Below are 14,256 nucleotides of genomic sequence, written 5' to 3' on the forward strand. Positions count from 1 at the left end.
CACCGGCGCGTGGGGGTCTCGCCGGGGGCGGGGGGGGGGGGGGGGGGGGGGGGGCCCCCGGCCCCCGGGGGGCGCGCCCCCCCCCACGCCCGTACCTCCGTGGCCCCGTACCTCCGTGGCCCCGTGCCTCCGTGGCCCCGTACCCCGTCGGCCCCGTGCCCCTGTGGCTCAGGCCTTCTCGGGGCGGCCGTGCCAGTCCAGGCAGACGATCATCGCGTCGTCCTCCGCCATGACCTCCCCGCGGTGCCCGGCCAGTTCGTGCAGGACGGCGCGCGGCACCTGCGGAGGCGGCAGCAGCCGGGTCGACTGGATGGCGCGGGCCAGCGCCTGCTCGCTGTAGCGCTCCCCGGCGGGCGAGGCCACGTCGTACACCCCGTCGCTCACGAACAGCAGCCGGTCACCCGGCAGCACCTGCCAGGGCTGCACCGTGTAGACCGAGTCCTCGAACATGCCCAGCGGCAGCTGCGGGTCCAGCTTCACCGGCTCCACGGTGCCCGCCCGCAGCCGCCAGACCTGCGGTGAGCCGGCGTCGACGATCTCCACGTTCCCGGACGGCAGGTGGAAGCGGAGCAGCAGGACGGACACGTGAAGCGCGCCCCGGTGCTGGCCGTAGATCGCCTGGTCCGCCATGCACGCCTGGTCCGTGAGGCTCAGACCCGCCCGGCGCGCGTTGCGCAGCGCGTTGATGGCGAGGCTGGTGAGCAGCGCGGCGTCGATGCCCTCGCCCATGCCGTTGGTGAGGGCGAGGGTCAGGTGGTCGTCCGAGGTGGACCAGTCGAAGTTGTCGCCGTGGATCGCGTACGCGGGCTCCAGCTGGGCGCCCAGCTCGTACTCGGCGCGGGCGCAGGAACGTCCCGGCAGCAGCCCCCACTGGATCTCGGCGGCCAGCGTGAGCCGCTCGGCCCTGCGGGCCTGGAGATACAGGTCGGTGTCGCGCTCGGCGACCACGATCTGGTGGCCCAGCGCCTCCGCGACGTCCGTCAGCTCCGCCAGTACGTCCGCGTCGTAGCGCTCCTCGGCCAGTGTGACGCACAGGACGCCGAGCCGGTCACCTCGCACCGTCACCGGCAGGTGTGCCGTCACCGAGGCCGGGAAGGAGCCCGCGCACGAGTACGGCTGCTGCGCTCCGAAGGCTCGCCCCGGCGCGCCTGTGTGCGCCGAGACGGGCTCGGCGGTATGGGGGAGCGTGCCGACCGGTTGCAGTATCGTCATGGCGTAGTCAGCCATCAGCAGATCGACCGCGAGTGAGCCGTAGAGGTCCGTCAGGACCGTGCGCAACGCGTCGAGCAGCGCATGGGGGTCGGCGGCACGCAGGTGGCGTTCCACGGACGCGAGTCTGTCCAACGTCGGAGAATCACTTTCTCGAAGGATGTACGGGGAGGGCAAGCGTGGACCTCCAGGGCTCACGCCTTCGCAGCGAGGGCGCACCGGGTGGCACGGCGGACGCCGCTGCCCGGGCCGCGTGCGAGGTGATCGCACTGCTGGAAGTGCTGTGGGAGCACGGCAGGGACGCGGTGTCCCCCGCGCCTGTGTCGTCCTCGCAACTGCGGGTGATGCACATTCTGGAGCGCGCCGAGGGCATCAATCTGCGCACGCTCGGCGACGTCCTGGGAGCCGCGCCCCCGTCGGTCAGCAGACTCTGCGACCGGCTGGAGGCGCTCGGATACGTCAAGCGGTCGGCCAGCGAGGTCAGCAGGCGCGAGGTCGAGCTGCGGCTGACCGCGCCGGGCCGCACCTACCTGCGGGACCTGCGGGCCCGGCGCGAGGAGGCACTGGTGGCGGCGGTCGCGACGATGCCGGTGGCCGCGCGGGAGGCCCTGGTGCACGGGCTCGGCGAGTTCCGAACGGCGGTCGAGGAGCGTCTCGCGGTCGGCGCGGGGCAGTTGGACGGCCCGGCGGCGAAGGCCGGCCGGAGCGCCTAGCGGGCCGCCCGCGGGCGCGGCGCGGGGCGCCGACGGCACGGCCGTGTCCCTCTGGGGGTGTGCGGGGTCGCCGCCTCGTTCTCCCACGGTTCCTGCCTTTCCCGACTGCTGCGGGCCTACTGCCCGGTGACAACCCGGCTAGCCGGTCCGCGGGCGCATCGTATCCGGTGTGTGGGACCCGTGCACACGAAGGGGTACAACGTCCCGATATGGGCGGACAGTTCGGTATTCCCTGTGAAGGTCCTGTGGGTGTCGCTTGCCATGCCGGGGCCCGGCGCGAGACGGTTGCCGTGCGACAACAGTTGTCGTCGTGCGTCTATAGCTCCGAGAGGATGACAGGAGCCTACGGCCGTCCGGTCGCGCGGGGCTTCGCCTTCGGTTGTGACTTCCTCCCCACGCTCCACCGACCGCCCCGTCGAGGGTGCGCACCCGCTCGCCGCTGCACCGGGCGCGGCGCTGGCGCACGCCCTGGTGGAGAGCGGAATCGGCGCCGTCGTGATGCTGGACGGCGCCGGACTGGTCCGTCTGCTCAACGAATCGGCGCGCGACCTCTTCCCCGGGCTGCGCGAGGCGGACGCCATGTGCGCGCCACGGGTGCCCGACTGGCTGGCCCGCGCCCAGTACGAACAGCTCGCCTTCGCCCAGGGGGCCGTGGGGGCGCGCGAGATGGCCGCCCGCCGGATGCCGCTGCCCGACGGCCACGTCGCCTATCTGCTCGACGACGTGACCCTCGAACTCGTCTGGCAGCGCCGCTGGCAGGAGGAACGCGACCGCGCCGAGTTCCTGGCCAGGGCGTCCGCCCGGTTGCTCACCACCCTCAACTGGCACAGGTCCGTGCAGGCCGTGGCCGAACTGGCCGGCGAGCGGATGGCCGACGCGGCGGTGGTGATCGCCGGCAACGGCGACCGGCGCCTGCGGCTCACCTCGGCGGTCGACGGCCGGCTGGTGGACGAGCGCCTGCTCACCGAGCCGGTCGGCGAGGTGCCGGGTCTCGCCGACGCGCTGGCCGGGTTCCCGTCCGTGCCCGCCCGGTGCGTGGCGCCCGCCGCGGTCCCCGGCTGGCTGGTCCCGGACGGCTTCGGGCCGCTCGGCTCCGTCGTCGTCACACCGATGCCGGGAAACGGCGTGCCGGCCGGTGCGCTCGTCCTGCTGCGCCGTACCCGCACCCCGGCCTTCAACGAGGACGAGGAGGTCTTCTCCCGCGTCTTCGCCGCCCGCGCGGGGGCCGCCCTCTCGGCCGCCGCCCTGTACGCGGACCGGGCGGAGACCACCGCGGTCCTCCAGCGCTCCCTGCTCCCGCCCGTCCTGCGCCGCTCCAGCGGCCTCGACCTGGCGGCCACCTACCGCGCCTCCCGGGCCACCGACCTGATCGGCGGGGACTTCTACGACGTCCACCCGGGGAGCGGACCCGGTGGCGAGACCTTCCTCGTCCTCGGCGACGTCTGCGGCAAGGGCGCCAGGGCGGCCGTGCTCACCGGCAAGATCCGCAACACCCTCTCCGCGCTGCGCCACCTGGAGAGCGACCACCACCGCCTGCTCGAACTCCTCAACGCCACACTGCTGGAGGAGACCGACAGCAGGTTCGCCACCATGGTGCTGGCGGGAGCGACCCCCCTGAGCCACGGCGACGTCGCCCTGCGGCTGACCGCGGCGGGGCACCCGGCACCGCTGATCGTCCGCGCCGACGGCACGGTCGACGAGGCCCCCACCAGGGGCACCCTGATCGGCGCCCTGCCCGAGATCACCACCCGCACCTGCCACACCGTGCTGCGGGCGGGTGACACCTGCCTGCTCTACTCCGACGGCGTCACGGAGGCGCGGGGCGGGCCCGGCGGAGCGGAGCTGCTCGGCGAGGAACGGCTGCGCGCGACCCTCGCGGACTGCGCGCGGCTGCCGGTGGAGGCGGTGATCGAACGGGTGGAGAACCTCACCACACAGTGGCTGGGCACCCGCGAGCACGACGACATCGCACTGCTGGGCATCGCCGCCCCGCGCGGCACCCACCTGAACACGGTCAACGGCACGGGCCGGGGCCACCACACGGGCTGACGCCCCGCCCGCCGCTGGGCCCGTCTCGGCGCTGGCCCGTACCGCCGCTGGACCCGTCTCCGCGCTGACCCGCCCGCCGCTGGATCCGTCTCGGCGCTGACCCGGATCGTGCCCGACCAGCTCCGTGCCCGCGCCGGCGCCGTGCGGACACCGGAACCGGCAGCGGGACGGGCCTGCGCCCCTTCCCCGTGAAGATCACCGCCGGGTACGGTGGGCGCCCGCGTGCGAGCCGCCGAAGTCTCCACACCGCACCATCAGTTGGAGACCGCGCCGTGGCCGCCACCTCGCCCGCCGTACCGAGATCCGTGTCCGCCCGCCGGGCCGCTTTCGCCGACCTTCCCGTGCTGGGGGTGGCGGCGGTCTGGGGAGCCAGCTACCTCGCCGCCAAGGGGATCACCACCGCGCAGACCGTCGTCGCGGTGCTGGTACTGCGGTTCGCGATCGTGCTCCCGGTGCTCGTGGTCGCCGGACGGCGCAAGCTGCGGGCGCTCAGCGCCGCGCAGTGGCGGGGAGCGGGCCTGCTCGGCCTGGTGCTCAGCGGGATCTTCCTGCTGGAGACGTACGGCGTCGTGCACACCTCGGCGACCAACGCGGGGCTCATCATCAGCCTCACGATGATCTTCACTCCACTCGCCGAGGCCGCCGTGACCAGGACGGCGCCGCCCCGCGCGTTCCTGGCCGCCGCCGGGCTCTCGGTACTGGGCGTGCTCCTGCTGACCCAGGGCGGCGGCTTCACCGAGCCCTCCACGGGGGACCTGCTGATGCTGCTCGCCGCACTCGCCCGTACCGCGCACGTGCTGTTCATGGCCCGGATCAAGGCCGTCCAGGACGCCGACGCGCTGTCCCTGACCACCGTCCAGCTCGGCGCTGCCGTAGCCGTGTTCGCCCTGCTGGCGGCCGCGCCCGGCACCGGGCCCTCGCCGTGGAGCGTGGCGGCCGGGTTCGGGGCGGGGGAGTGGGCGGGGCTGCTGTTCCTGTCCGTGTGCTGCACGCTGTTCGCGTTCGCCGTGCAGATGTGGGCGGTACGGCGCACCTCGCCGTCCCGGGTCAGCCTGCTGCTCGGTACGGAACCCCTGTGGGCGGCGGCCGTCGGCATCGCGATCGGCGGGGAACGGCTCGGCGCGGTGGGCCTGCTGGGTGGCGCCCTGGTGCTCGCGGGCACCGCCTGGGGGCGTCGGGCGGTGGCGGCCCGGCGCCCGGCGCCGGAGGGCTCAGGACCGTCGGCCTGACGGAACTGCGGGGTGTCGGCGTGCGCCCGCGCGGCTGTGCCCCCGGTGGTCAGCGTTCGCCCGCGCGGCTGTGCCCTGGGTCGTCAGCGTACGCCCGTGCCGCCCGTGCCGCCCGTGCCGCCCGTGCCGCCCGCGTCGCCCGCACGGTCGGTCCGCTGGGCGTCCGCGTCGCCGTGCCCCGCCCGGCCCGCCCCGCCCGCGCGTTCCGAGGCGACCACCAGTACCAGGCCCGCCACCGCCAGGACGATGTTCGCGTAGACCTCGTAACCCTCGAACCAGCCGAGCTTGTGCACCACACCCCACGCGTGGAACCAGCCGGCCCACTCGTGGATCAGCCCTCCCGCGCCCCACACCATCAGCAGGACGCCCGCCACCTCGAAGATTCGCCTCATGCCCGCCACACTGGGGCGCGCGGGCCCCGGCCGCCATCGTCCGCAGGGCTACCCGCCCGGGCCCCTGCCGCGACCGAAGTAGCCTTCCGGGCGACTTCGGTAGCCGACTGCCCCCGACGGCCGTCCGCACCACCGCCGCCTGCGTAGTTTTGTACGCATGAGCGAACAGGAGTACCGGTGGCTGCTGCCGTCGGCGATGGGCGGCCCCGAGACGCCCGGCGAACCCGGGAGCCGCTCCGGCGGTGGGCCCGGCGCCGTGGGGAGTGCGCGGGCCCGGCCGCGCCGCACCCTGCGGGACTGGACCGTCGACCTCCTGATGTTCCTCTTCGCCGCGGCCATCGGGATCGCGGCGGCGCAGACCGCGGCGGACTTCGGCGAGCACCGCGCCGTACTCGTCCTCGACCAGATCGCCGGGGCGCTCGCGTGCTGCGCGCTCTGGTTGCGGCGGCGCCGGCCCGTCGGGGTGGCGGTGGTGCTCGTCGTGCTCTCCGTGGTCGCGCCCGCGGCCTCCGGCGCGATGATCGTCGCCCTGTTCGGCGTGACCGTGCACCGCCCGTTCAAGGTGGCGGGGCCGATGGCCGCCGGGGCGCTCGCCACCGGGCTGCTCCAGGCCTGGGTGCGGCCGGACCCGAGCACCTCCTTCCTGGCGGCTCTCGTCGCCACCGTCGTGATCACCATGCTGATCGTGGGCTGGGGCATGTTCGTACGCGCACGCCGCCAGCTCGTCGCCTCGCTCCGTGAGCGCACCGTACGGGCCGAGGCCGAGGCCGGGCTGCGCGCCGAACAGGCCCAGCGGCTCGCCCGCGAGGCCATCGCCCGCGAGATGCACGACGTCCTCGCCCACCGCCTCACCCTGCTCAGCGTGCACGCCGGCGCCCTGGAGTTCCGGCCCGACGCCCCGCCCGCCCAGGTCGCCCGCGCCGCCGGGGTCATCCGCGACAGCGCCCACGAGGCGCTCCAGGACCTCCGCGAGATCATCGGTGTGCTGCGCAGCCCCGGGAGCGGCGACGACGACCGCCCGCAGCCGACCCTGACCACCCTGGACGCCCTGGTCTCGGAGTCCCGCCAGGCGGGCATGAAGGTCACCCTCGACAACCGGATCGACGATCCGGCCGGCGTGCCGGCCGCCGTCGGCCGCAACGTCTACCGCATCGCCCAGGAGGGCCTGACCAACGCCCGCAAGCACGCACCCGGCACCGAGGTCGCCGTCACGGTGACCGGCCGCCCCGGCGACGGCGTCGCCGTCACCCTGCACAACCCCGCCCCCGACGGCGACGTCCCCAAGGTCCCCGGCTCGGGCCAGGGGCTCATCGGCCTCACCGAGCGCGCGGTCCTCGCCGGCGGCCGGCTCGACCACGGCCACGGGCCCGACGGCGGGTTCCGGATCGATGCCTGGCTACCGTGGGCACCATGACGATCTCCACGATCAGGCTCCTCCTCGTCGACGACGACCCCCTCGTGCGTGCCGGGCTCACCTTCATGCTGGGCGGCGCGGCGGACATCGAGATCGTCGGCGAGGCCGCCGACGGCTCGCAGGTCCCGCGAGCGGTCGAGGAGTTGAGGCCCGACGTGGTGCTGATGGACATCCGGATGCCGGTCGTCGACGGTCTCACCGCGACGGAGAAACTGCGCGCCGGGCCCGACGCGCCCGAGGTCGTCGTCCTCACCACCTTCCACGCCGACGAGCAGGTGCTGCGCGCCCTGCGGGCCGGCGCAGCGGGCTTCGTACTGAAGGACACCCCGCCCGCCGAGATCGTCGCAGCGGTACGGCGCGTCGCCGCCGGGGACCCGGTGCTGTCCCCCGCGGTCACCCAGCAGCTCATCGGCCACGTCGCGGGGGCCGGCGGGGCCCAGGACCGTAAGGCCCGCGCACAGCAGCGTATCGGCCAACTCGCCGAGCGCGAAAGGGAAGTGGCCGTCGCGGTGGGACGCGGCTGCTCCAACGCGGAGATCGCCGCCGAGCTCTATCTGAGCGTGCCCACGGTCAAGACCCACGTCTCACGCATCCTGGCCAAGCTGGCCCTGAACAACCGGGTCCAGATCGCGCTCCTCGCCCACGACGCCGGGCTGCTCGACACCGTCGAGGAGTGAAGGCCGCTGCCACGTAGGCTGGTTGGGCGGCGGGGTCGACCGGACCCGGCCGGGGAGGGGTGATCCATGACAGTCGTCGACCTGCGTGAGTGCACCGAGGACTTCACAGCCGATCCGTATCCGTACTACGAGAGGCTCCGCGCCTCCGGGCCTGTGCATCGCGTCCGCACCAAGGACGTGGACGAGATGTGGATGGTCGTCGGGTACGAGGAGGCGCGCCAGGCCCTCGCCGACCCCCGGCTCAGCAAGGACTGGCGGGTCTCGGACCTCTGGGACAAGGAGGCGGCCCACGCGGTCAACAGCAACATGCTGGAGGCCGACCCGCCGCACCACACGCGACTGCGCAAGCTGGTCGTCCGTGAGTTCACCGCCCGGCGGGTCGAGGCGATGCGGCCGCGGGTGCAGCAGATCACCGACGACCTCATCAACTCGATGACGGACAAGGGGAGTTCATCGGCCGATCTGGTGGACGCGCTGGCGTTCCCGCTGCCGATGACCGTGATCTGCGAACTCCTCGGCGTCCCCGACCTGGACCGGGACCGCTTCCGCGTCTGGTCCAACGAGGTCGTCGCGCCCACCGGGACGGAGGAGAGCGCCGCCGCCATCGAGGAAATGGGCGGTTACCTCGCCGAGCTGATCGAGGAGAAGCGCCGTTCGCCGGGCGAGGACCTGCTCAGCGCGCTGATCAGGACGCGGGACGAGGGAGGTGACCAGCTCTCGCCCGACGAGCTCATGGGCATGGCGTTCCTGCTGCTCGTCGCCGGCCACGAGACGACCGTCAACCTGATCTCCAACGGTGTCCGCGCCCTGCTCTCGCACCCCGAACAACTCGCCGCCCTGCGCGCCGACTTCGACGGCCTCATCGACGGCGCCATCGAGGAGATGCTGCGCTACGACGGCCCGGTGGAGACCTCCACCTTCCGGTTCGCCCGCGAACCCGTCGAGCTCGGCGGGGTGACGATCCCGGCGGGCAGGCTCGTCCTCGTCGCCCTCGCCTCCGGCGACCGGGACCCCGCCAGGTTCCCCGAGCCGGACCGCTTCGACATCCGCCGCTCCGCACAGGGCCACCTCGCCTTCGGGCACGGCATCCACTTCTGCCTGGGCGCCCCGCTGGCCAGGCTGGAGGGCCGCATCGCCGTCCGCACCCTGCTCGAACGCTGCCCCGACCTGGCACTGGACCCCGACGGCGCGCCCTGGGAGTGGGCGCCGGGACTGCTGATCAGAGGCGTACGGAAACTGCCCGTCCGCTGGTGAGCTGACCGACGCCCGGCAGGCCGTGGGGGGTGGCTCACGGCCTGCCGAGACCGGGCAGCTCCGCCGGCCGGACCGCCCGCCCCTCCCGGCGGGACACCTCGCACGCCTCGGCCACCCGCAGCGCCTCCAGCGCCTCCCGGCCGTCGCACGGGTTCGCCCGCTCACCGCGTACGACCTGGAGGAACGCGTCGAGCTCCGCCTCGTACGCCGGGGCGAAACGCTCCAGGAACCCGGCCCACGGCTTCGCGGGCGCGGGCGGCCCCGACACCTCGGCCGAGGTGATCGGGGTCCTGTCGTCCAGGCCGACCGCCAACTGGTCCAGTTCCCCCGCCAGTTCCATCCGTACGTCGTAACCCGCCCCGTTGCAGCGGGTCGCGGTCGACGTGGCGAGGGTCCCGTCGTCGAGCGTCAGCACCACGGCGGCCGTCGCCACGTCGTCCGCCGCCGCGAACATCGCGGGTCCCGCGGCCGAGCCCGTCGCGTACACCTCCACCACCTCGCGCCCGGTCACCCAGCGCAGGATGTCGAAGTCGTGCACCAGGCAGTCCCGGTAGAGCCCACCGGAGAGCGGCAGGTACGCGGCCGGGGGCGGGGCGGCGTCGGAGGAGACCGTGCGCACCGTGTGCAGCCGGCCCAGCGCGCCCGAGCGCACCCGCTCGCGCGCCACCGCGTAACCGGCGTCGAAGCGGCGCATGAAGCCGAGTTGGAGCACCGTGCCCGCCGACTCCACCTCGCGCAGCGCCTCCAGGGTGCCCGGCAGGTCGGTGGCGATCGGCTTCTCGCAGAAGCAGGGCAGACCGGCGCGGGCGGCCCTGCCGATCAGCTCCGCGTGCGCGGCCGTCGCCGACGCGATGACCAGCGCGTCCACCCCCGACGCCAACAGGCGCTCCGTCGGGGCGACTTCGGCGCCGACCCGGCGCGCGACCCCCTCGGCCCGCCCCGCGTCCGCGTCGGCCAGCACCAGTGAGTCCACCTCGCGGTGCCGGGCGAGCACCTCGGCGTGGAAGGAACCGATGCGGCCCGTGCCCATGAGTCCGATACGCATGCCGCCCACCCGACAACAGGCCCGCAGCACTGTCAAGGACCACGCAGCCGGACGCACAACCATTGACGGCGCCGTACGACCGCCGCTAGAACTCCCCCAGCCGCAACCGGGCGGCGGGGGATGCGAGGCGGGCCCGACGATGCGTACCACCCGTACGGCGACAGCGCTGACCACCGCGGTGGCCCTAACCGCACTCACCCTCTGCGGATGCAGCGGCTCCGGTGGCAAGGGCTCCGAGGAACAGCCGGAGCGCGGCGGGGGTGGGGGCAAGGCGGCGGGTACGCCGCGCATCAAGATCGCGATGATCACCCACTCCGGCGAGGGCGACACCTTCTGGGACATCGTGCAGAGCGGTGCCAAGGCCGCCGCGGCCAAGGACAACGTCGAGTTCCTCTACTCCGCCAACAAGGAGGGCAAGGAACAGGCGCAGCTCATAGAGGCCGCGGTCGACCAGAAGGTGCAGGGCATCGTCGTCACCCTCGCCAAGCCCGAGGCCGTCGGCGCGGCGGTCAGGAAGGCCGTCGCCGCCGGCATCCCCGTCGTCACCGTCAACTCCGGCGGACAGCACTCCGAGGCCCTGGGCGCACTCGGCCACATCGGCCAGGACGAGACGGTGGCAGGTGAGGGGGTCGGTGAGGAGCTGACCAGGCGCGGCAGGAAGAAGGCGCTCTGCGTCATCCACGAACAGGGCAACGTCTCCCTGGAGGAGCGCTGCGCCGGCGTGCGGAAGGCGTTCAAGGGCAGCGTCGAGAACCTCAACGTGGAGGGGACGAACATGCCGGCCACCACCTCCTCCATCGAGGCGAAGCTCCAGGCGGCCAAGGACATCGACGCCGTGGTCACCCTCGGCGCGCCCTTCGCGGACGCGACGGTGCAGGCGAAGGCGGGCGCCGGGAGCAAGGCGGAGGTCGACACCTTCGACCTGAACGCGGCGGTGGTCAAGAGTCTGGGGTCGGGAGCGGTCGGATTCGCCGTCGACCAGCAGCCCTACCTCCAGGGCTACCTCGCCGTCGACGGGATCTGGCTCAACCGCACCAACGGGAACGTCCTGGGAGGTGGCAAACCGGTCCTTACCGGGCCTGCGATCGTCACCGCCGACGACGTCCCGGAGCTGGAGAAATACACCGCCCGCGGCACCCGATGACCCACCCGCCGACCGCACGGCGCACCCCCATGACCGATACTTGGGCGGCCGGGGTCGGACATCGTGCCGCCCGGCCGCACCCAGGAGTACAGCGAGAAGGGCACGACGTCGTGGCAAGGGTTCGGACAGGGGTACGTGCGCTGGGCGCCGTGCTGGCGGCGGTACTCGGGGCTTCCCTCACCGGTTGCAGCAGCACCGGCGGCAAGCGCGCCGAGGAGCGCGCGGCTACGGCCGCCCAGGGCAAGGCCGCGGTGTCCACCCCCAGGTGGACCTTCGCCATGGTCACCCACTCGGGTGCAGGGGACACCTTCTGGGACATCGTCCAGAAGGGCGCCAAACAGGCAGCCGAGAAGGACAACATCGACTTCCTCTACGCGAACAACGCGGAGGCCCAGCAGCAGGCCCAGCTGGTCGACACGTACATCGACAAGAAGGTCGACGGCCTGATCGTCACCCTCGCCAAGCCGGACGCCATGAAGGGCGTCCTCGCCAAGGCGAAGAAGGCCGGCATCCCGGTGGTGACCATCAACTCGGGCACCGCCGAGTCCAAGGCCTTCGGGGCGCTCACCCACATCGGCCAGGACGAGGTCATCGCGGGCGAGGCCGTCGGCGACGAGCTGGACAAGCGCGCGAAGAAGAAGGCGCTCTGCGTGCTGCACGAGCGGGGCAACGTCGGCCACGAGCAGCGCTGCGAGGGCGTCAAGAAGTCCTTCAAGGGCTCCGTGGAGAACCTCTACGTCGACGGCACCAACATGCCCGACGTCCAGGCGTCCATCGAGGCCAAGCTCCAGACCACCCGGGACATCGACTCGGTCGTCACCCTGGGCGCGCCCTTCGCGGACGCCGCCGTCCAGGCCAAGCAGCAGGCCGGCAGCGAGGCCGAGGTCGACACCTTCGACCTGAACGCCAAGGTCGCCGACTCGCTGGCCTCCGGAGCCCTCGGCTTCGCCGTCGACCAGCAGCCCTACCTCCAGGGGTACGAGGCGGTGGACCTGCTCTGGCTCTACCGCTACAACGCGGACATGCTCGGCGGCGGCAAACCCGTCCTCACCGGCCCGCAGGTCATCACCAAGGAGAGCGCCGAGCAGCTGAAGGCGTACACCAACCGGGGGACCCGATGACAGCGACCGCACCCGCGCCACCTCCCGGGGCCGACGAACGGCTGATCCACACGTCGCCGCTGCGCAAGCTGATGGGCCGCCCGGAGCTTGGCTCCATCGTGGGCGCGGTCGCCGTGTTCCTGTTCTTCTCGATCGCGGCCGACAGCTTCCTGCGCGCCTCCAGCTTCGGCACCGTCCTCTACGCGGCCTCGACCATCGGCATCATGGCGGTGCCCGTGGCGCTGCTGATGATCGGCGGCGAGTTCGACCTGTCCGCCGGCGTCATGGTGACCAGCTCCGCGCTGATCTCCTCGATGTTCAGCTACCAGATGACCGCGAACGTCTGGGTCGGTGTCTTCGTCTCGCTCCTGGTGACGCTGCTGATCGGCGTCTTCAACGGCTTCATGCTGACCCGCACCAAACTCCCGAGCTTCATCATCACGCTCGGCACCTTCCTGATGCTGACCGGCCTGAACCTCGGCCTCACCAAGCTCATCAGCGGCACCGTCTCCACCAAGAGCATCGGCGACATGGAGGGCTTCGAGTCCGCCAGGTCGGTCTTCGCCTCCCAGCTCACCATCGGCTCGGTGAACCTCAAGGTCACCATCCTCTGGTGGTTCGTCCTGATCGCGCTCGCCACCTGGATCCTGCTGCGCACCCGCGCGGGCAACTGGATCTTCGCGGTGGGCGGTGAGAAGGACGCCGCGCGCGCCACCGGCGTACCGGTGAACAAGACCCGCATCGGCCTGTACATGGGCGTCGCCTTCGCCGCCTGGGTCTCCGGCCAGCACCTGCTGTTCAGCTACGACGTCGTCCAGTCGGGCGAGGGCGTCGGCAACGAGCTGACGTACATCATCGCGGCCGTCATCGGCGGCTGTCTGATCACCGGCGGGTACGGCTCCGCGATCGGCTCGGCGGTCGGCGCGTTCATCTTCGGCATGACGAGCAAGGGCATCGTCTACGCCGAGTGGAACCCCGACTGGTTCAAGTTCTTCCTCGGAGCCATGCTCCTTCTGGCCACCCTGCTCAACGCATGGGTACGCAAGCGCGCGGAGGCACGGTCATGAGCACAGCCGTCGAACCGGGAGGGACGCCGACGGCGCCCGGGACGCCGCTCGTCGAGCTCGACCACGTGTCGAAGTTCTACGGCAACATCAAGGCGCTGGAGGACGTCTCCCTCGAAGTGCACGCGGGCGAGATCACGTGCGTGCTCGGCGACAACGGCGCGGGCAAGTCCACCCTCATCAAGATCATCGCCGGGCTGCACCAGCACGACGCGGGCACCTTCCGCGTCGAGGGCGCCGAGACCACCCTGGTCAACCCGCGCGACGCCCTCGACAGGGGAATCGCCACCGTCTACCAGGACCTCGCCGTCGTCCCGCTGATGCCCGTCTGGCGCAACTTCTTCCTCGGCTCCGAGCCCACGAAGGGCCGCGGCCCCCTCCGGCGCCTCGACGTCGCCCTGATGCGCGAGACGACCCGCTCGGAACTGCTGCGCATGGGCATCGACCTGCGCGACGTCGACCAGCCCATCGGCACCCTCTCGGGCGGCGAACGGCAGTGCGTGGCCATCGCGCGCGCCGTGCACTTCGGTGCGAAGGTCCTCGTCCTCGACGAGCCCACCGCGGCCCTCGGTGTCAAGCAGTCGGGCGTCGTCCTCAAGTACGTCGCCGCGGCCCGGGACGCGGGCCTCGGTGTCGTCCTCATCACACACAACCCGCACCACGCCTACCTCGTCGGCGACCGCTTCGTGCTCCTCAAGAGGGGGGCGATGGCGGGCAGCAGTACCAAGCAGGAGACCACCCTCGACGAGCTCACCCGGCAGATGGCCGGCGGCAGCGAACTCGACGAACTCAGCCATGAACTGGAGCGCGCGCCGGCCCCCGCCCACCTCGGCGGACACCCGGTGGACGAGGGGCCCGCGACGTAGTGCGGTGGCCCGTCCGTACCTCCCCGGACGGGCCGCGCGACGCGGTGCGGGCGGGCGGCCGGTGTGCGGAACAACATCGTCCGCCGCGCCCGCCGAAGGG

13 protein-coding genes are annotated in these 14,256 nt (G+C 72.7%); 10 read left to right on the forward strand and 3 right to left on the reverse strand.

What is annotated here, in order from left to right; genetic code table 11:
• Window positions 1-168: 168 nt before the first annotated feature.
• On the reverse strand, window positions 169-1,344 hold the full coding sequence (locus ACIQM4_RS02200) for a PP2C family protein-serine/threonine phosphatase (RefSeq protein WP_401584748.1): 1,176 nt from the start codon (window positions 1,342-1,344) through the stop codon (window positions 169-171).
• Between the two features lie 44 nt (window positions 1,345-1,388).
• Between ACIQM4_RS02200 and ACIQM4_RS02205 the strand changes: the two genes are divergently transcribed.
• The 3 genes from ACIQM4_RS02205 to ACIQM4_RS02215 all read left to right on the forward strand — a co-directional run bounded on the left by ACIQM4_RS02205 (window position 1,389) and on the right by ACIQM4_RS02215 (window position 5,200).
• A complete protein-coding gene (locus tag ACIQM4_RS02205; RefSeq protein ID WP_401584750.1) occupies window positions 1,389-1,922 on the forward strand; it encodes a MarR family winged helix-turn-helix transcriptional regulator in 534 nt (177 codons plus the stop codon).
• A gap of 381 nt (window positions 1,923-2,303) precedes the next feature.
• Entirely contained in the window at window positions 2,304-3,971 is a 1,668-nt protein-coding gene (locus ACIQM4_RS02210) for a PP2C family protein-serine/threonine phosphatase (RefSeq protein ID WP_401584753.1), read from the forward strand.
• A 272-nt stretch (window positions 3,972-4,243) separates the two neighbouring features.
• Entirely contained in the window at window positions 4,244-5,200 is a 957-nt protein-coding gene (locus tag ACIQM4_RS02215; protein ID WP_401584755.1) for a DMT family transporter, read from the forward strand.
• An 83-nt stretch (window positions 5,201-5,283) separates the two neighbouring features.
• Here ACIQM4_RS02215 and ACIQM4_RS02220 read toward each other — a convergent pair whose 3' ends face one another.
• Entirely contained in the window at window positions 5,284-5,592 is a 309-nt protein-coding gene (locus ACIQM4_RS02220; protein WP_401584758.1) for a hypothetical protein, read from the reverse strand.
• A 157-nt stretch (window positions 5,593-5,749) separates the two neighbouring features.
• Between ACIQM4_RS02220 and ACIQM4_RS02225 the strand changes: the two genes are divergently transcribed.
• The 3 genes from ACIQM4_RS02225 to ACIQM4_RS02235 all read left to right on the forward strand — a co-directional run bounded on the left by ACIQM4_RS02225 (window position 5,750) and on the right by ACIQM4_RS02235 (window position 8,937).
• A complete protein-coding gene (locus ACIQM4_RS02225; RefSeq protein ID WP_401584761.1) occupies window positions 5,750-7,006 on the forward strand; it encodes a sensor histidine kinase in 1,257 nt (418 codons plus the stop codon).
• A complete protein-coding gene (locus ACIQM4_RS02230) occupies window positions 7,003-7,683 on the forward strand; it encodes a response regulator (RefSeq protein WP_401584764.1) in 681 nt (226 codons plus the stop codon). Before ACIQM4_RS02225 ends, ACIQM4_RS02230 begins: the two co-directional genes overlap by 4 nt.
• Before the next feature lie 66 nt (window positions 7,684-7,749).
• Window positions 7,750-8,937: a cytochrome P450 gene (locus ACIQM4_RS02235; RefSeq protein WP_401584766.1), complete on the forward strand. Its 1,188-nt coding sequence runs from the start codon at window positions 7,750-7,752 to the stop codon at window positions 8,935-8,937.
• Between the two features lie 34 nt (window positions 8,938-8,971).
• Here the strand turns inward: ACIQM4_RS02235 and ACIQM4_RS02240 are convergent, their stop codons facing one another.
• Entirely contained in the window at window positions 8,972-9,982 is a 1,011-nt protein-coding gene (locus tag ACIQM4_RS02240; RefSeq protein ID WP_401584769.1) for a Gfo/Idh/MocA family oxidoreductase, read from the reverse strand.
• A gap of 139 nt (window positions 9,983-10,121) precedes the next feature.
• Here ACIQM4_RS02240 and ACIQM4_RS02245 point away from each other — a divergent pair, with 139 nt between their 5' ends.
• From ACIQM4_RS02245 to ACIQM4_RS02260, 4 genes are all read left to right on the forward strand, one after another.
• Complete coding sequence (locus ACIQM4_RS02245; protein ID WP_401584772.1) at window positions 10,122-11,126, forward strand: sugar ABC transporter substrate-binding protein; 1,005 nt, start codon at window positions 10,122-10,124, stop codon at window positions 11,124-11,126.
• Between the two features lie 110 nt (window positions 11,127-11,236).
• On the forward strand, window positions 11,237-12,247 hold the full coding sequence (locus ACIQM4_RS02250; protein ID WP_401584774.1) for a sugar ABC transporter substrate-binding protein: 1,011 nt from the start codon (window positions 11,237-11,239) through the stop codon (window positions 12,245-12,247).
• Window positions 12,244-13,293 (forward strand): ABC transporter permease, encoded by a 1,050-nt coding sequence (locus tag ACIQM4_RS02255; RefSeq protein ID WP_401584776.1) that lies wholly within the window; start codon window positions 12,244-12,246, stop codon window positions 13,291-13,293. Before ACIQM4_RS02250 ends, ACIQM4_RS02255 begins: the two co-directional genes overlap by 4 nt.
• The gene (locus tag ACIQM4_RS02260; RefSeq protein ID WP_401584778.1) at window positions 13,290-14,156 is read left to right on the forward strand and encodes an ATP-binding cassette domain-containing protein; all 867 of its coding nucleotides are present in this window, start codon (window positions 13,290-13,292) and stop codon (window positions 14,154-14,156) included. Before ACIQM4_RS02255 ends, ACIQM4_RS02260 begins: the two co-directional genes overlap by 4 nt.
• Window positions 14,157-14,256 lie beyond the last annotated feature (100 nt).

Origin of the sequence: Streptomyces sp. NPDC091272 (assembly GCF_044757485.1) — a bacterium.
Taxonomy (GTDB): domain Bacteria; phylum Actinomycetota; class Actinomycetes; order Streptomycetales; family Streptomycetaceae; genus Streptomyces.